Here is a 15,806-nt window from a genome sequence, read left to right as displayed (position 1 = left end):
GGTCAACGTGATCGCTCCAACGCCTCTGACATGCGCACAAGGGTCTCCATGGGCACCTCACCCATCGCCGTGACCCAATGGGTCGCCAGGTGGCGGCGCAACAGGTGGGTCGCACCCGTTGAAGAGCGGCCCTCCGCCCCTGGTTGGTCAGTCTCCAGAGGTTCGATGAACAACGACACGGAGGCAAGACCGTCAGAAAACACGCATTGCATGGCATCGACCTGCCCGAGCGACGGGTCGGGACGCGCACGCGTATGGCAGCTCATGAGTTGAAATCCTGCGACCATCGCTTTCACGGTCCAACCAGCGGCTTCCGCCGAAGTTTTGACAAAGGCAGGATGAAACACCTCATAGCCTCGCGTGTCTTTCATCTGTTTTTTGAGCTTGTCCATGCGGACTGGCGCATCCAGCTTCAACTCAGAAAAAGCCAGTTGCTCGAGAATCTGCCCCTTGAGGTCGATCGTCTGCAACTTGACCACGAGGCCACTTTCCCGCTCCGCCCAGATGCGATAGCCGAACCGCAACGAGTCCCTTGGCACGATCTCCACAGCGTCCGAGAGGTAGCCGGCTACCCGCTCTCGTCCCGTCTCTCGCACGTCATAAAACTCAGGAATCACGTTGGCAGGCGTGCGCAGCAACTCAGGGAACAACCCGAGTGATTCCCGTTTTTCAACCCACGCACGCTTCTCGTCGGGCGCAAACGTGATGACATCGTTGTTGCGCCTGATCGTCGTTCGAGGGGCACCCGTGAGCGTTTCTATCCGCTCCATCTGATGTTCACCGTCACACACATGCCAGATCCTCGAAGCCGACATGGCCATCCCCGTGGACACCACCAGCGTGCCGGTGTAGTCGCGCTGCCGCGAAGCATCATGCATCCGGTTCAGCCAGTCGTTGACAGTTCGCTTTGGCGGCACAGCCACGGACTGGGCTTGAAGACCGATCCAGGGACCCGACAACAACAGGGCCAACGCAGACAACTTCAGGGCCTGAAACACCATTCGCAGGCCCCCCCCGCGAATGCCGACGCGCCCGTTCAGATCCGCGCCATGTGTCCCGACCGGGACGCGCCCCAACCATTCAGACTTGTTGATCAACATGAATCAGCGCCGCTCCGCAGCGTCGTGTGTCGCGCTGCGGAGAAATCCGGCAGGCATCTGCAGCGCGGACATGGATCCGTATTGCCGGTGCTCGGCCAACAGCTGCTCTAAACGAGCGTCCCGAATCAAGGTTCCCTGGGCGGTGTTCACCACGACAGTGGAGTCGACGGTGGCCAAGGGAGATCCTTCGTTTGAGGCCAGCACGGGTCCAGAAGCCGCCGACGGGCTGCCGGGGGATTCGCGCAGCACTGTCCAGCTCACGGCCATCACTGCGGCAAGAGAGGCGACGCCCGCCACCCATTTCCAGCGCATCACGGGGTCATTGGCAGCGCCCGACCGCACGTGGACCAAGCGTGCATCTGGGGCAGGAGACAAATCCCGCGGGATATCGGCAGGCAATCCTGCCATCACACCCATCAAAAAATCCTGCGACGAGCGGACAGATCCCACGACCGGTCGACCGTTCAGGGTCTGGCCAATCATTTGATAAAGCAACCACTGCTGGTGAAGCTCGCGCGCATCAGCCGCCCCCCGCAGCACCACGTCACATGCGAGGTCGGGCAACTCGCCATCCACGAGTGCAGACACCGCGCTGTCAGCGTCTGTGCCCGAAAGGTCTAGCAGTGTTTTGTCTTGTGCGGCATTCATCGTTGACATCCCATAACTTCGAGGACTGACCCTCTTCACATCCCGGCCAGAGAGCCGTCACCAGCGCTTGCCAGTTTGGCGTTCCAGCATCGGCTTGATCCGGTTGGAAATCGCTTCACGCGCCCGGAAAATGCGCGAGCGCACCGTCCCGATGGGACAGTCCAGCGCCTGTGCAATTTCTTCATAACTCAATCCATCCATCTCGCGCAGGCTGATCGCCATGCGCAGCTCTTCTGGCAACGCCTCCATGGCAGCGTTCACCGCCTCGGCGATCTCCTTGCTGGCCAAAATCGCCTCAGGCGTCTCTTCATGGGAGGCATGTGGGTTTAGTGCAAATTCTTGTGAGGAAGTTTCATCGTCTTCGCCCACTTTCATCTGCGCCTGGTAGATCAAAGGATCGCGCTTGAGTTCCAACAGCTGTTTTTTGGCCGTGTTGACCGCGATCCGGTACAGCCAGGTATAGAACTGAGCATCCCCGCGAAACTGAGCCAAGGCCCTGTAAGCCCGGATAAACGTTTCCTGGGCGATGTCCGGCACGAGATCCACATCGCGGACCATGCGTCCGATCAAGCGTTCAACCCGGCGCTGGTATTTGATGACCAGCAGCTCAAAGGCCCGCTGCTCACCCGCCAGCGTGCGCTGGACCAGCATGACATCACTGTCTGGAGGGGGGGGGGCGGTATGGTCGTCTTGAGGGGTCATGTGAACTGGAGGCGGCCGCAGCAATATACCCCATGAAACCGTGATTGCCTGGCGTGCACATCAAACCACACCATCAACCGGTTCAACGGACGGCCACCAGGGCACGCCTTAAATCATCCCAACGGTCGGGATTCTGGGCGCGCTCGACCCAAAGCCATTGTTTTCCGCCTTCGGGACGCTCAATCCGCAACAAACACCGGGACTGCAGGTCAAGCACGTTGTCCACCCGAACCAAGTCCGCGCTGCGAACCCTTCCTGCAGACTGCCAGCGCCACATACCCGCTGGGCCCACCCTGCTCAAAGGAGCGGCCATCGCATCCCAGTGCAGCCGCCCCTGTGCCGATTGGCGCCAATGCCAAGCAGCAACCCCCGCCCAGCACACACATATCAACAGGCCAGAGGCGGTCTGCGTCACCGTCAGTGGCGTCGCACGCCCCAGGTACGCCATGGCGTGCAGTCCGGCAAACGCGGCCAGGCCCGACACACCGAGAGAAAACAACACCCAGCCATAAAAAGAACAACGCCCCACAGGAAAGGAGACCGATGGGGCGTTGCGCATGGGAGCTTCAGGGCCTCAAGAGAAGCGACCAATCCGGGGGAATCGCTCAGACCCTCCTGAAGATCAGGGTCCCGTTGGTCCCACCGAAGCCAAAGTTGTTTTTGACAGCCACATCGATTTTCAGATCCCTGGCCGTATTGGCACAGTAATCCAGATCGCACGCTGGATCCTGGTTGAAAATGTTGATCGTCGGTGGACTTTTCTGTTCGTGCATCGCCAGCAGTGTGAACACACTCTCGATTCCACCAGCGCCACCGAGCAGGTGGCCCGTCATGGATTTGGTCGAATTCACCACGGTCTTCTTGGCATGGTCGCCCAGAGCCGCTTTGATGGCATTCGTCTCGTTGAGATCGCCCAAAGGTGTTGAAGTGCCGTGTGCATTGAGGTATTGAATCTCGTCCGCATTCACGCCGGCATTTTTCATGGCCATCAGCATGGAGCGGCGAGGCCCGTCCATGTTGGGTGCTGTCATGTGATAGGCATCGGCACTCATGCCAAACCCAATCACCTCACCATAAATCTTTGCACCCCTTGCTTTGGCATGCTCATACTCTTCGAGCACCACCACGCCAGCTCCTTCACCCAAGACGAACCCATCGCGGTCCTTGTCCCATGGACGGGAAGCGGTCTTGGGATCATCGTTTCGGGTAGACAAGGCGCGCGCGGCAGCAAACCCCCCCAAGCCGAGCGGTGAAATGGTGGCTTCGGAGCCACCGGCCACCATCACGTCTGCATCGCCGTATTCGATCATCCGTGCCGACATGCCAATGGCATGCAAGCCGGTGGTACATGCGGTCACCACCGAGATGTTCGGGCCCTTGAACCCGAACTTGATCGAAACATGCCCAGAGATCATGTTGATGATCGAGGCAGGCACAAAAAACGGGGAAACCCGCCTGGGCCCACGCTTGGTGAGCTCGGCATGGGTCGCTTCAATCATGGGCAGGCCGCCAATGCCCGAGCCGATGTTGCACCCGATGCGTGTGGCCTGCTCCTCGCCGAGTGCTTCGCCCGTGGGCAGCCCAGCGTCAGCTACGGCTTGAGCCGCGGCAGCAATGCCATAGTGAATGAAGGCATCCATCGTGCGCGCTTCTTTCGAAGACATGTACGACTCGACTTCAAAGCCTTTGACCTCCCCTGCGAACCGGCAGGAAAAGTCCGAAGCATCGAACTTGGTGATGTGATCAATGCCGGACTTGCCGGCCAGAATATTGGCCCAGGACTCTTCCACCGTGTTACCCACGGGGCTGATACATCCCAGACCTGTCACGACTACGCGACGTCGACTCATTAAAAATCCCCTTGCGTCTGAGACATTGAAGTCAAGTCAGGCCCACAGCCAGGTAGCAGGCTTGAAACGGCGACGCATGTTGATGCCCTCGGCGTTTCAGGCCAGAAGACCCGCCCCGAAACTGGCCATTGGCATTTGCTCATGCAGCTCAGGCCTTTTTATGGGTCGTGGCGTAATCGATGGCGTTTTGAACTGTGGTGATCTTTTCGGCGTCTTCGTCAGGGATCTCGATACCGAACTCGTCTTCCAAAGCCATCACCAGCTCCACGGTATCCAGCGAGTCGGCGCCCAAGTCGGCCACAAAAGATTTCTCGTGGGTGACCTGCCCCTCTTCCACGCCAAGTTGTTCGGCAATGATTTTCTTTACACGTGCTTCGATATCGCTCATAAGTCCCTCTGAGGGTTGTTGGATGACAGGCCGTCATTTTAGCCGTGCTGGAGAGAGGTCCCTAGCTGGCCCGCCGGACGGCTTTTTTCGGCGGCAAGATTCGTGAATTTACAGCTTCATGCCATGAACATGCCGCCATTGACGTGCAACTCCTGACCAGTGACATAGGCCGCCTGCGGACTCGCCAGATACGCAACTGCATGCGCGATGTCGGCTGGCTTGCCCAAATGCCCTAACGGGATCTGGTTCAGCAGGGCTTGTTGCTGCTCTTGTGGCAATGCCGCGGTCATATCGGTCTCGATGAAACCGGGCGCCACACAATTGACCGTGATGTTGCGGCTGCCGAGCTCACGAGCAAGGGCGCGGGTCATGCCGGCGACACCGGCCTTGGCAGCAGCGTAATTGGATTGTCCCGCATTCCCTGAGGCACCCACCACGCTGGTGATGCTGATGATGCGACCATAACGCTGCTTCATCATGGGGCGAATCACGGCGCGGCTCATTCGAAAAACCGCCTTGAGGTTGGTGTCCAGCACAGCATCCCAATCGTCATCCTTCAAACGCATGGCCAGCATGTCGCGGGTGATACCCGCGTTGTTCACCAAAATCTGCAAGCCGCCATGGGTCTTGGAGATGGCATCGATCAAGGCTTCGGCTTCGGCCGCGTCGGTGACATCCAGTTTGGCACCCTCGCACGCAGGTGACGCCCCCGGCACAGACCGCAATGTCTGGGTGATCTTGGCAGCGCCCTCATCGGTCGTGGCCGTACCCACCACCACAACCCCGCGCAAAGCCAGCTCTTGAGCAATTGCAGCGCCAATACCGCGCGATGCACCGGTCACCAGGGCCACCTGGCCAGTCAGTTTCATTTCAGACATCGGACATTCCTATCTTCAGCTCAACAAGGTTTTCACATCAACCAGGGTTGCCGGATCGTACAGGGCGACGCCCGTCAGACCGGGTTCAATGCGCTTGGCCATGCCCGCCAGCACTTTGCCAGGGCCGCATTCAACCAGCGTCGCCACGCCGCGCGCCTGAATGGAACGAACGCACTCAACCCAGCGCACAGGACCGAAAGCCTGACGAACCAGGGCATCACGGATTCGGTCGGGATCTGTTTCTTCCGCCACATCAACGTTGTTGATCACCGGGATCTGCGGCGCGGCCAAGGCCACACCGGCCAAGGCCACGCGCAGCTTCTCAGCAGCGGGCTTCATGAGGCTGGAATGGAATGGGGCTGAGACCGGCAGGAGCAACGCCCGCTTGGCACCCAGGCCTTTGAGAACCTCACAGGCCTTGTCCACAGCCGCTTTGCTGCCGGCGATCACGGTTTGCGCTGGATCGTTGAAGTTCACCGCCTCCACCACTTCGACACTGCCAGCTCCGAATGTGGCCTGTGCCTGGGCGCAACCCTCCATGACCGTAGCCGCATCCATGCCCAGGATGGCAGCCATGGCCCCCGTCCCGACAGGAACAGCCTCCTGCATGGCCGCTGCCCGCAACCTGACCAATGGAGCCGCCTGCGAAAGGGTCAACACCCCTGACGCCACCAGCGCAGAATACTCGCCCAAAGAATGTCCTGCCATCACTGCGGGGGCCAAGCCACCTTCGGCACACCAGACGCGCCAAGCCGCCACACCGGCGACCAACATCACAGGCTGGGTGTTGGTTGTCAGAGCCAGCGCCTCTTTCGGACCGTCATGGATCAAAGCCGCGAGGTTTTCACCCAAGGCATCAGATGCCTCGGCCAAGGTGGCGGCCACGGCCGGGTGGTCAGCCCAAGCGTCGAGCATCCCCACGGACTGAGAGCCCTGACCCGGAAAAACAAATGCAAATGCAGTCATGTGAAATAAGGAAATAGCAATTCAAGCAAAACAGGATGGCAGCCGACCGCCGGTACGAGCCTGCCATTCAGCCCCGAATGTGCACTCAAAAGTCCACCAACACTGAGCCCCAGGTGAAACCGCCTCCGACGCCCTCAAGCAGCAAGGTATCGCCTCGCTTGACTTGCCCGGTGCGCACCCCATGGTCCAACGCGAGCGGGATGGAGGCCGCCGACGTATTGCCGTGCTGATCCACCGTCACCACAACCTTGTCCATGGGCAGCTTCAGCTTGCGCGCCGTGCTTTGCATGATGCGGATATTGGCCTGGTGAGGGATCATCCAATCGATATCAGCGGCCGTTCGGCCAGCTTTTTCCAGCGTGGCACGTGCGGTGTCTTCCAACACCCCCACGGCCAGCTTGAACACCGCCTGACCGTCCATTTTAAGCAAAGGGTCTCCCAGGATCTGACCACCAGACACATGCCCTGGAACACACAGGATATCGGTGTATTTGCCGTCGGCATGGATATCGGTCGCCAGAATGCCCGGCGTTTCGCTCGCCTCAACCACCACGGCACCTGCACCGTCACCAAACAACACGCAGGTGGTGCGATCGTCAAAATTCAGCAGGCGCGAAAACACTTCCGTCCCCACGACCAAGGCCTTGCGAACACTGCCAACCCGAACCATGGCCTCGGCCACGGTCAGTGCGTAGATGAAACCACTGCACACCGCCTGGACGTCAAAAACGGGGCACCCAGCGATACCCAGTTTGCGCTGCAAAATGGCGGCTGTTGATGGGAAGACCATGTCGGGCGTTGAAGTCGCAACGATGATGAGGTCGATCTCGCCTGGCTCAGCGCCAGCCGCCGCCATGGCTTGGCGGCAAGCGTGTTCGGCCATGTCACTGGCAAACACACCTTCAGCAACAAAATGCCTGGCCCGGATGCCGGTGCGCTCGACAATCCATTGATCGCTGGTTTCCACCCCCCTGGCCGCCAAACGCTGCACCATGTCTTCATTGGTCAGGCGCAATGGCGGCAAATAGCTGCCGGTACCGGAGATGCGTGCGTACGGGGAAGTCATGCGGAGTGGATCGTTTCGTGAATGGGCTTTGTCAACTCGCCAGTGTGCTCTCAGGCGCCAGCAAAGGCGCGGCATGGGCAATGCGTTGTTGCACTTTTTCCAGCAAGCCGTTGTGGGCAGCATCATAAGCCCGGGCCAGCGCCTGCTCGAATGCAAAGGCGTCAGCCGATCCATGGCTCTTGAACACCAGACCGCGCAAACCCAGCAAGGCCGCGCCGTTGTAGCGCCTGTAGTCCATGCGCCGCTTGAACGCGGCGATCACGGGATAAGCGAAGATCGCACCCAATTTCGTCATGATGCTGCGAGAAAACTCAGCTTTAATGAAATCTCCGATCATCTTGGCCAAGCCTTCACTGGCCTTCAGTGCGACATTGCCCACAAAGCCATCACAGACCACGATGTCGACAGTGCCCTTAAAAATGTCGTTGCCTTCGACATTGCCATAGAAGTTCAAATCACCGCTGCTGGCTGCGTTTCGGAGCAACACACCGGCTCTTTTGATCACATCGCTGCCTTTGATCACCTCTTCACCCACATTGAGCAGGCCCACGGTGGGCTCTTCCTTCCCAGAAATGGCGGCCACCAGCGCGGAGCCCATCACGGCAAACTGAAAGAGGTGCTCGGCACTGCAGTCCACATTGGCACCGAGATCCAGCACCGTTGTGGCACCACCGAGCGTATTGGGCATCTGGCTCGCGATAGCGGGGCGATCAATGCCATCCAGGGTCTTGAGCAGATACCGGGCGATGGCCATCAAAGCACCCGTATTGCCAGATGACACAACCGCCTGGGCATTGCCATCCTTCACCTGCTGGATCGCCACCCGCATCGAAGAATCCTTCTTCTTGCGCATGGCAACTTCGACGGGGTCGTGCATCTCCACAACCTCAGAAGCCTGCACAACCCGGCAGCGCAGGTGATTGACCAGGTCGGGGTATGCCTGAAGCGCCTCGGTCTGCCCAACCAGAAGCAAGTGCGCCTCAGGATGGCTGGCCAAAAACGCCGCACAAGCCGGCATGGTGGACGCAAGTCCCACATCGCCGCCCATGCAATCCACAGCAACGGTGATCATGAAGCTACCCTTGAAGTGACACACCCGGTGCCGCACAAACGAAAAAAGCCCGCATGGCACATGCGGGCCTGTTTACAAATCCCAGCCACTGCCTCCACCGCGCGCAGGCGACGGACCAGATGGCTTTCAGCCAATTCAGGCTTCGGATTTGTTCTTCAACACTTGCCGGCCACGGTAGAAACCGTTGGGGCTGATGTGGTGACGCAGGTGCACTTCGCCGGTGGTTGGCTCAACTGCGATACCGGGCACGTTCAGTGCATTGTGCGAACGGTGCATGCCGCGCTTGGAAGGGGACTTTTTGTTTTGCTGGACGGCCATGAGGGGCTCCTGAAATCGGTGGTGGACTAACGGGCTGCGCTTGGAGTGGGCATTGTGCCCGACTCGCTCGGTGCATCAGGCAGCCAGCGCAAAGCTAAAGATTATAGCCCGAATACCCGGCGCCCGCAAAACCTTGAACCTTCTACTTTTTCAGACGGGCCAACTCTGCAAACGGATTCTTGCGGGGCTCTTCGTCCTGTCCCAGCGAAACGGCCTCATCGGCAACGCTCATCACCACCGGCTCAGGACAGACTTCGTGCATGGGGACCAGGGGCAATGCCATCAGCAGCTCATCTTCCAGCAGGTCCTCCAGATCGGGCCTGGGCTCCAGGGCGAGCACATCTTCCTCGCTGTCCTCATCTTCCGCTTCGGCTGCTGCCTCGTCTGCCACAAACCTGTACCAGCGGTCCACCACCAGGGGCACCTTGACCGGGCCCAGGCAGCGCTGGCACACCACCGAAAGTGCACCCTCTGCCTCCAGGTGCAGCCAGGGCTGCACCTTGCCAGCCCCTTGAGCGCGCATCTCCCCTTGCACATGCCAGCTCACAGGCTCAAGGCCGTCCGTGCCCGGCGCACACTCAGCCTGCAGGCGATCGAACTGGCCGTCGCCCTCGGCAGACCCCAGCTGTCCGCCAGCCAAGGCAAAGGCGCGAACATCCAGGCGTTTGGGATTCCAGGTGGATTTGGTGGGTGCTGTCATCCCAGCAGTGTAAAAGAAAGCGGGGAGAATACCCGTATGTCCCAAGCCATGCCCTCCCCCTTTCCATCCCCAGAGCTGTCCAGCGGCCGCCCCCTCATCCTGGGATCTACCTCGCGTTACAGGCAGGAGCTGCTGACCCGGCTTGGCCGTCCTTTCCAGACTGTTGCGCCCGAGGTTGATGAAACGCCGCAACCCGGAGAGAGCCCTGCAGACTTGGCCGTTCGGCTGGCTATGGCCAAAGCCTGGGAGGTCGCACGGCGGTTCCCAGAAGCGGTGGTGATCGGCAGCGATCAGGTCGCCGATCTTCATGGCACCCCTTTGGGCAAACCCGGCACGCACGAGCGTGCTGTGGCGCAACTGCAGCGCATGCGGGGGGAGACCGTGGTGTTTCAGACCGCTGTCGCCGTGGTCTGCCAGGCAACGGGTTTTGAACGGTGCGATCTGGCTGCCGTGCGCGTGGTCTTTCGCCACCTGGGTGACGCCGAAATTGAGACCTACCTTCGGACCGAACAACCCTACGATTGCGCCGGGAGCGCCAAGAGCGAAGGCTTGGGCATCGCTCTGCTGGAGCGCATCGACAACGATGACCCCACCGCGCTCATTGGCCTTCCGCTGATTCGCACCTGTCAATTGCTGCGCGCCGCTGGCGTGTCCATCCTGTGAAGCCCGGCACCCCCGCCATCGGAACCTTGTTTCTGATTCCAACCCCTCTGGACTTTGGATGCCTGCTACCGGACGCCACCCCCGACCCCATCAGCCGGTGGCTGCCGTCTGACACCCTCACCACCGCGTCCCGACTGACCCACTGGATCACAGAAAACGCCAAAAGCACCCGGGCCTTCCTCAAACGGGTGGACAGCCTTCACAGCCTTGCCGCTCCGCTGCAAGCGCAAAACATCACGGAACTGCCCCGCCAGGTCCACAAAAAAGGCGACCATACGCCGGCGACCGCCGGTGATGCTGAGGCCAGAGCTCTGTTGGCCCCGTTGCTCATGGGGCATGACATAGGGCTCGTCAGCGAGGCGGGCATGCCGGCCATCGCTGATCCTGGCAGCTCGATCGTTCGTGCAGCACACGCCATGGGCGCCCCGGTGCACCCGATGACGGGTCCGATCTCGCTCATGCTGGCGCTGGCAGCCAGTGGACTCAATGGCCAGAATTTTGCGTTTGTGGGCTACGTCCCCCAAAGCGTGGACGAGCGCGCCAAACGCCTGCGTGAGCTGGAAACCCTGTCCCTGAAGACCGGGCAGACCCAGATCCTGATCGAAACACCCTACCGAAACGCGGCTTTGCTGTCGTCATTGATACAGAGCTTGCATCCCCATACCCGGCTCGCGGTCAGCTGTGCATTGAGCTTGGCCGCGCAAACCACCCGCAGTGCGCTCATCGCTGACTGGAAGGCACACGCCCTCCAGCAAGCGCTGCCGCTGGAGGCCCCAGCGGTCTTCCTGATCGGACGTTGAGCTGGTCTGCGCCATGCCGGTCCAGGCGACTGGGCAGGCATGGCAAACCGGTTGGCCTTCAAAGCGAGGACAAGGCGACTGGCCACAGGCCGTGCGCTGGCACGCAAGCCAGAACACCGCCGCTATCGCCTTGAATGCGAATTGGTATCAGGCCAAGGCCTTCACCATATGGGCCCTGACCGAAGCACTGAGCTCGGGATTGGCCAAGGCCAGATCGATCGTGGCCTCCAGAAAGCCCTCTTTGCTCCCACAATCATAGCGACGGCCATCGTAGCGAAAGGCATACACGCGCTCGGAGCCGATCAATGACGCAATGCCATCGGTCAGCTGAATTTCACCTCCGGCCCCCCGAGGTTGCTGGCGAATGCGCTCAAACACGGCAGGCGTGAGGATGTACCGTCCTGCCACGGCCAGGGTGGAAGGCGCCACCTCGGGCCGGGGCTTTTCCACCATGGCAAACACCTCGGCAACAGGCGCGCTCACGCCCTTGACGTCAACCACGCCATAGCGTCGCGTGTCTTCTCGCGGCACGTCTTGCACCGCAAGAATGGTCCCGGGGTGGCTCGCGTAAGCCTGCACCATTTGCTGCAGCACCGTGGGGCCACCGCGGGATTGATCACGCCCGAGCATCAGGTCGTCAGCCAACAGCACCGCAAAAGGCTCGTCACCGACCAGGCGCTCGGCACACAAAACCGCATGCCCCAGTCCCAGTGCTTTAGGCTGGCGCACATAGACACAATCCATGTCGTCGGGTTTGATCGAATTCACCAAATCCAGCAAGGCGTGCTTGCCGGCGGCCTCCAGCTCAGCCTCCAACTCGTAGGCGGTATCGAAATGGTCTTCAATCGCGCGCTTGTTGCGCCCCGTCACAAAGACCATTTCACGAATGCCGGCGGCATACGCCTCTTCAACCGCGTATTGGATCAGCGGTTTGTCCACCACGGGCAGCATTTCTTTTGGAATAGCCTTGGTCGCTGGCAAAAAACGGGTACCGAGCCCACCCACCGGAAAAACGGCTTTTCGAATCTGCATCATTTTCCTCACCTTTCCGTTCAAATTTCTTTTTTCACTCGTCACTTCAGCTGAACACCTTCTGAGCGCGCGGCGAAAAATATGCCCCGGCCCACGCTGGCCCCGAATTGCCGAGCCAATCGCATCCCGAGGTTTTCGCGCTGGGTGTAGTCCACAATCTCTTCTGCTTTGACCACATCGCGCGCCACGGAATCGAGGCTGCCCAATCCGTCCGCCAGACCCTGTTCAACGGCCTGTTGACCGCTCCAGACCAGCCCGCTGAAGGTCTCAGGTGTTTCTTTGAGACGATCCCCACGACCTTTTTTGACAGCGTCAATGAACTGCGCGTGGATTTCCGTCAGCATGGTTTGAATATAGGCCGTTTGGCGCTCATCCTGGGGGCTGAACGGATCCAGCAAGGCCTTGTTGGCCCCGGCCGTCATGAGGCGGCGCTCAATCCCCAGTTTGTCCATCAGGCCCGTGAAACCGAAGCCATCCATCAGCACGCCAATACTGCCGACCAGACTGGCTTTGTCCACATAGATGCCATCTGCCGCTGCAGCGATGTAATAAGCGGCCGAAGCACACGTTTCTTCCACCACCGCATAGACCTTTTTGCCATGCAATGCCTTGAGGCGGGTGATTTCATCGTTGATGATGCCGGCTTGAACGGGGCTGCCGCCGGGTGAATCGATCAACAGAACAATGGCTCGAGCGCCCTTGTCTTCAAACGCGGTTTTCAGCGAACTGACCACGTTTTCGGCGCTGGCCTCGACGCCCGAAGCAATTTCACCGCGGATTTCAATCACGGCGGTGTGGGGCGTGCTGATGGCGACAGTACCGCTTTGCACGTTGAAGATGTACCAGAATGCGGCCCCGATCACGGCCAGCCACAACAGCCGAAGAAACAAACGCCAGCGCCTCGCTGATCGCTGCTCACGGAGGGATGCAAACAGCAATTTTTCCAGCGTCTCTCGCTCCCAACCGCTGTCGGCAGCGCGTCGACCGGGGTGGGAAAGGGGCATTTCGGGCAGGTCGTCGTTCATAAATTCAAAATTCCGGAGGGTGGAACGGGTATTGTGACTGCCAGAACACCACCCCGTCGCGCTCAACCAGCGGGATCTTGACCAATCCGCGACGACAAGGTCCTCCGCGACAGACGCCCGTATCGGGCTGGTACACCGCACCGTGGGTGGCGCACAGCAACCACCGCCCGGTGTCGTCGAAAAACCGGTTCGGTTGCCAATCCATTTCCATGGCCACATGGGCGCAGCGGTTCAGGTAGGCATGCACCTCTTCTTCAAAGCGCACCGCAAAGGCGCGGCACGTCTGACCCGAATAAACCACATCAAAGGGGACCGCCTGCCCCCCATTGGCCAACTCACCGCTGCGGCACAAGGCGTGCAGCGGGTCGTGATCATTGGGAGAAACCTCTGGCGCTTCAGGCATTTTCTCGCAGCCAGTCATGCAGCTCAGGCACCGAATGCGCCACAAACAGCGGCATCAAAGCGTCGAATGCATCTGGCTCGTGCGCTCCGTAGCTGACACCCACGCTGGGGCAACCGGCATTCAATGCCATCTGCAGGTCGTGCGTGGTGTCACCAATCATCAGGGTCCGCCGAGGGTCAACGCCGAATTCTTTCATCAATTCGTGCAGCATCAAAGGGCTGGGCTTGCCTGCCGTCTCATCTGCGGTGCGCGATCCATCAAACAAACCCTGCAATGCCACGGCGCGCAACGCCACATTCAATCCGCTTCGGCTCTTGCCAGTGGCCACTGAAAGCCAATGCGCGCGCTGTTTGAGTTCCGTGAGCATGGGTAACACGCCGTCAAACAGGCTGATGTCGTCCTGCTGCTGCTCGTAATGGTGTTTGTAGCGCTCCCCCAACTGGGGATAGCGGTCCTGCGGCACATCGGGCGCAGCATGGGCCAGCGCTTGCATAAGGCCCATTCCGATCACATAACTGGCCTGCTGCTGACTGGGCACGGTCCCACCCACATCGCGCACCGCAGCCTGAATGCTGCGGGTGATGATGGCGGTCGAGTCGAACAGGGTGCCATCCCAGTCAAAGGCAATCAAGTCAAATTGGCGAGCGGACATGCTGATAACAGGATATTTGGTGAACAGAAGCTGGATTATCCGTGCTGGCACACGCCAGCATAAAAAAAGGGCGCTCCTGGCGCCCTCTTCGGTTTGCGAGTCGCAACTGCGATCGATCAGATCCGGAAGTCTTCGATGCTCTTGCCCGATGCGAGCACATTGCGGACCCATTCTGGCTTGCGCCCAGGGCCGCCAGCCCACAACTCGCCATTGGGGCCTTTGAACTTGGCGGGAGCGGATGATTTGGATTTGGCCGTTTTCTTGCCACCAACACCACCCAGATCGGCTGCCGTGATGCCGTACTCTTTCATTTTGGCTTTGATTTCTGCGACCACCGAGGCGAGTTCGGCTTTGCGAGCCTGCTCGGCCTGAGCCATCAGAGATTGGGCCTGCGCCATGAGTTCAGAGTAATTTGCCATTGAATATCCTTGAAAAGGTCGGTTCTTGAATAATATTTTTACGTGCATCCCAACGATGCAGTACCGATTATAAGAAACTATGAGGGCAGTTGGGCTAGGGCTTTTACCCAATTTTGCAATTCAACCGGCAATTGCGATACCAACTCCATCGGCTCTTCGCTGATGGGGTGATTGAGACGCAACCGCCAAGCGTGCAAAAACATGCGTTTCAGGCCCGAACGGGCCAAACTTCGATTGAGCTCAAAATCACCGTATTTGTCATCTCCGGCGATCACATAACCCGCGCTGGCCAAATGCACCCGGATCTGGTGTGTGCGTCCGGTCTTGATGGTGACCTCCAGCAGCGTCAAACCTTCTGGGCACTCCTTTTCGCAACCGGGAGGCGCGGCCAGCCGCTGAATGGGGCGAACCAAGGTGAGCGAAGGCATTGCATCCGGGTGGTCGGAAGACACAACTTTGACCCGCCGCTCTCCATCTGGCAGCAGGTATTTGTGCAGCGGCTGATCCAATACCTTGAGTTTTTGGGGCCACGCGCCTTTAACCACCGTCAAATAGGTTTTTCCCGTTGACCGCTCCCGAAACTGGTCTTGCAATGCTCTCAGCGCGCGCTTTTTTTTGGCGATCAACAGCAATCCACTCGTTTCACGGTCCAGCCGATGAACCAGTTCCAGCGAAGTTGCTTGCGGGCGCGCCTGGCGCAACTGCTCAATCACGCCAAAACTCACCCCGCTTCCCCCATGAACGGCAACGCCAGCAGGTTTTCCAATGGCCAGGAAGGCATCGTCCTCAAAAAGAATCGGAAACTCCCGAGGCGGGGCCGGGTTAGCGGATTTTTCGAGCGCCGCTTCCGATACCCGAATGGGAGGAATGCGCAACACATCGCCCTGAACCAAGCGCTCGTCGGCCTGGATGCGACCCTTGTTGCGCCGCACCTCTCCCGAGCGGATGATGCGGTAGACGTGGGTCTTTGGTACGCCTTTCAGAATGCGGATGAGGAAGTTGTCCAGCCGCTGACCGGCAGACTCATCGTCTACCGTGATGTATTGCACTGCAGCGGCAGACTGAACGATAGGTTTGTTGGTCACGAAATAAGCGCCGGAAATTCACCCCACGGCGACCAAGGG

The 15,806-nt window shown here is 59.6% G+C and carries 20 protein-coding genes; 2 read left to right on the top strand and 18 right to left on the bottom strand.

The genetic code is table 11. The features are described 5' to 3' along the window. Window positions 1-2: 2 nt before the first annotated feature. From E5678_RS00915 to E5678_RS00860, 12 genes are all read right to left on the bottom strand, one after another. On the bottom strand, window positions 3-1,100 hold the full coding sequence (locus E5678_RS00915) for a MucB/RseB C-terminal domain-containing protein (protein ID WP_136176792.1): 1,098 nt from the start codon (window positions 1,098-1,100) through the stop codon (window positions 3-5). A gap of 3 nt (window positions 1,101-1,103) precedes the next feature. Further along, a complete protein-coding gene (locus E5678_RS00910; RefSeq protein ID WP_210731963.1) occupies window positions 1,104-1,757 on the bottom strand; it encodes a sigma-E factor negative regulatory protein in 654 nt (217 codons plus the stop codon). 48 nt (window positions 1,758-1,805) lie between these two features. Next, entirely contained in the window at window positions 1,806-2,450 is a 645-nt protein-coding gene (gene rpoE / locus E5678_RS00905; protein ID WP_136176790.1) for an RNA polymerase sigma factor RpoE, read from the bottom strand. 82 nt (window positions 2,451-2,532) lie between these two features. After that, window positions 2,533-3,009: a hypothetical protein gene (locus E5678_RS00900; protein ID WP_136176789.1), complete on the bottom strand. Its 477-nt coding sequence runs from the start codon at window positions 3,007-3,009 to the stop codon at window positions 2,533-2,535. Window positions 3,010-3,055: 46 nt separating this feature from the next. Next, window positions 3,056-4,300 (bottom strand): beta-ketoacyl-ACP synthase II, encoded by a 1,245-nt coding sequence (gene fabF, locus E5678_RS00895; RefSeq protein WP_136176788.1) that lies wholly within the window; start codon window positions 4,298-4,300, stop codon window positions 3,056-3,058. 148 nt (window positions 4,301-4,448) lie between these two features. Continuing rightward, the gene (acpP, locus tag E5678_RS00890) at window positions 4,449-4,688 is read right to left on the bottom strand and encodes an acyl carrier protein (RefSeq protein ID WP_136176787.1); all 240 of its coding nucleotides are present in this window, start codon (window positions 4,686-4,688) and stop codon (window positions 4,449-4,451) included. A 116-nt stretch (window positions 4,689-4,804) separates the two neighbouring features. Continuing rightward, window positions 4,805-5,566 carry a 3-oxoacyl-ACP reductase FabG gene (gene fabG / locus E5678_RS00885; protein ID WP_136176786.1) on the bottom strand — a complete coding sequence of 254 codons (762 nt, stop codon included), beginning with the start codon at window positions 5,564-5,566 and terminating at the stop codon, window positions 4,805-4,807. A 15-nt stretch (window positions 5,567-5,581) separates the two neighbouring features. After that, entirely contained in the window at window positions 5,582-6,532 is a 951-nt protein-coding gene (fabD, locus tag E5678_RS00880; RefSeq protein ID WP_136176785.1) for an ACP S-malonyltransferase, read from the bottom strand. Window positions 6,533-6,617: 85 nt separating this feature from the next. Further along, window positions 6,618-7,598, bottom strand: coding sequence for a beta-ketoacyl-ACP synthase III (locus E5678_RS00875; protein ID WP_136176784.1), 981 nt, complete (start codon window positions 7,596-7,598; stop codon window positions 6,618-6,620). 31 nt (window positions 7,599-7,629) lie between these two features. Next, window positions 7,630-8,670, bottom strand: a complete 1,041-nt coding sequence (gene plsX, locus E5678_RS00870; RefSeq protein ID WP_136176783.1) for a phosphate acyltransferase PlsX — start codon at window positions 8,668-8,670, stop codon at window positions 7,630-7,632. 135 nt (window positions 8,671-8,805) lie between these two features. Next, complete coding sequence (gene rpmF / locus E5678_RS00865) at window positions 8,806-8,988, bottom strand: 50S ribosomal protein L32 (protein WP_066086119.1); 183 nt, start codon at window positions 8,986-8,988, stop codon at window positions 8,806-8,808. A gap of 142 nt (window positions 8,989-9,130) precedes the next feature. After that, the gene (locus tag E5678_RS00860) at window positions 9,131-9,688 is read right to left on the bottom strand and encodes a YceD family protein (RefSeq protein ID WP_136176782.1); all 558 of its coding nucleotides are present in this window, start codon (window positions 9,686-9,688) and stop codon (window positions 9,131-9,133) included. Between the two features lie 48 nt (window positions 9,689-9,736). Between E5678_RS00860 and E5678_RS00855 the strand changes: the two genes are divergently transcribed. Together E5678_RS00855 and E5678_RS00850 are read left to right on the top strand one after the other, a co-directional pair. After that, the gene (locus E5678_RS00855; protein WP_247596869.1) at window positions 9,737-10,351 is read left to right on the top strand and encodes a Maf family nucleotide pyrophosphatase; all 615 of its coding nucleotides are present in this window, start codon (window positions 9,737-9,739) and stop codon (window positions 10,349-10,351) included. Beyond that, window positions 10,348-11,151, top strand: a complete 804-nt coding sequence (locus E5678_RS00850; protein WP_136176780.1) for an SAM-dependent methyltransferase — start codon at window positions 10,348-10,350, stop codon at window positions 11,149-11,151. Before E5678_RS00855 ends, E5678_RS00850 begins: the two co-directional genes overlap by 4 nt. A gap of 147 nt (window positions 11,152-11,298) precedes the next feature. Here the strand turns inward: E5678_RS00850 and galU are convergent, their stop codons facing one another. The 6 genes from galU to E5678_RS00820 all read right to left on the bottom strand — a co-directional run bounded on the left by galU (window position 11,299) and on the right by E5678_RS00820 (window position 15,767). Next, the gene (galU, locus tag E5678_RS00845) at window positions 11,299-12,186 is read right to left on the bottom strand and encodes a UTP--glucose-1-phosphate uridylyltransferase GalU (RefSeq protein WP_136176779.1); all 888 of its coding nucleotides are present in this window, start codon (window positions 12,184-12,186) and stop codon (window positions 11,299-11,301) included. 38 nt (window positions 12,187-12,224) lie between these two features. Then, window positions 12,225-13,208: a S49 family peptidase gene (locus tag E5678_RS00840; protein WP_136176778.1), complete on the bottom strand. Its 984-nt coding sequence runs from the start codon at window positions 13,206-13,208 to the stop codon at window positions 12,225-12,227. A gap of 4 nt (window positions 13,209-13,212) precedes the next feature. Next, window positions 13,213-13,611, bottom strand: a complete 399-nt coding sequence (locus E5678_RS00835; RefSeq protein WP_136176777.1) for a Rieske 2Fe-2S domain-containing protein — start codon at window positions 13,609-13,611, stop codon at window positions 13,213-13,215. After that, window positions 13,604-14,263: an HAD-IA family hydrolase gene (locus E5678_RS00830; protein ID WP_136176776.1), complete on the bottom strand. Its 660-nt coding sequence runs from the start codon at window positions 14,261-14,263 to the stop codon at window positions 13,604-13,606. The genes E5678_RS00835 and E5678_RS00830 overlap by 8 nt, the downstream gene beginning before the upstream one ends. A 116-nt stretch (window positions 14,264-14,379) precedes the next feature. Continuing rightward, window positions 14,380-14,682 (bottom strand): H-NS histone family protein, encoded by a 303-nt coding sequence (locus E5678_RS00825; RefSeq protein WP_136176775.1) that lies wholly within the window; start codon window positions 14,680-14,682, stop codon window positions 14,380-14,382. Window positions 14,683-14,759: 77 nt separating this feature from the next. After that, window positions 14,760-15,767 (bottom strand): RluA family pseudouridine synthase, encoded by a 1,008-nt coding sequence (locus E5678_RS00820; RefSeq protein ID WP_247596868.1) that lies wholly within the window; start codon window positions 15,765-15,767, stop codon window positions 14,760-14,762. Between the last annotated feature and the right edge of the window lie 39 nt (window positions 15,768-15,806).

The sequence above is a fragment of the Hydrogenophaga sp. PAMC20947 genome, from assembly GCF_004795855.1.
GTDB lineage: Bacteria > Pseudomonadota > Gammaproteobacteria > Burkholderiales > Burkholderiaceae_C > Hydrogenophaga.
The sequence above is the reverse complement of the archived record's forward strand: the minus strand, read 5'-3'. Positions and strand labels throughout refer to the sequence as shown.

Excerpts from the sequence above, each read along its gene's own strand:
- E5678_RS00915 (WP_136176792.1), bottom strand. The coding sequence starts at position 1,100 with ATGTTGATCAACAAGTCTGAATGGTTGGGGCGCGTCCCGGTCGGGACA.
- E5678_RS00910 (WP_210731963.1), bottom strand. The coding sequence starts at position 1,757 with ATGTCAACGATGAATGCCGCACAAGACAAAACACTGCTAGACCTTTCG.
- rpoE (WP_136176790.1), bottom strand. The coding sequence starts at position 2,450 with ATGACCCCTCAAGACGACCATACCGCCCCCCCCCCTCCAGACAGTGAT.
- E5678_RS00900 (WP_136176789.1), bottom strand. The coding sequence starts at position 3,009 with ATGCGCAACGCCCCATCGGTCTCCTTTCCTGTGGGGCGTTGTTCTTTT.
- fabF (WP_136176788.1), bottom strand. The coding sequence starts at position 4,300 with ATGAGTCGACGTCGCGTAGTCGTGACAGGTCTGGGATGTATCAGCCCC.
- acpP (WP_136176787.1), bottom strand. The coding sequence starts at position 4,688 with ATGAGCGATATCGAAGCACGTGTAAAGAAAATCATTGCCGAACAACTT.
- fabG (WP_136176786.1), bottom strand. The coding sequence starts at position 5,566 with ATGTCTGAAATGAAACTGACTGGCCAGGTGGCCCTGGTGACCGGTGCA.
- fabD (WP_136176785.1), bottom strand. The coding sequence starts at position 6,532 with ATGACTGCATTTGCATTTGTTTTTCCGGGTCAGGGCTCTCAGTCCGTG.
- E5678_RS00875 (WP_136176784.1), bottom strand. The coding sequence starts at position 7,598 with ATGACTTCCCCGTACGCACGCATCTCCGGTACCGGCAGCTATTTGCCG.
- plsX (WP_136176783.1), bottom strand. The coding sequence starts at position 8,670 with ATGATCACCGTTGCTGTGGATTGCATGGGCGGCGATGTGGGACTTGCG.
- rpmF (WP_066086119.1), bottom strand. The coding sequence starts at position 8,988 with ATGGCCGTCCAGCAAAACAAAAAGTCCCCTTCCAAGCGCGGCATGCAC.
- E5678_RS00860 (WP_136176782.1), bottom strand. The coding sequence starts at position 9,688 with ATGACAGCACCCACCAAATCCACCTGGAATCCCAAACGCCTGGATGTT.
- E5678_RS00855 (WP_247596869.1), top strand. The coding sequence starts at position 9,737 with ATGCCCTCCCCCTTTCCATCCCCAGAGCTGTCCAGCGGCCGCCCCCTC.
- galU (WP_136176779.1), bottom strand. The coding sequence starts at position 12,186 with ATGATGCAGATTCGAAAAGCCGTTTTTCCGGTGGGTGGGCTCGGTACC.
- E5678_RS00840 (WP_136176778.1), bottom strand. The coding sequence starts at position 13,208 with ATGAACGACGACCTGCCCGAAATGCCCCTTTCCCACCCCGGTCGACGC.
- E5678_RS00835 (WP_136176777.1), bottom strand. The coding sequence starts at position 13,611 with ATGCCTGAAGCGCCAGAGGTTTCTCCCAATGATCACGACCCGCTGCAC.
- E5678_RS00830 (WP_136176776.1), bottom strand. The coding sequence starts at position 14,263 with ATGTCCGCTCGCCAATTTGACTTGATTGCCTTTGACTGGGATGGCACC.
- E5678_RS00825 (WP_136176775.1), bottom strand. The coding sequence starts at position 14,682 with ATGGCAAATTACTCTGAACTCATGGCGCAGGCCCAATCTCTGATGGCT.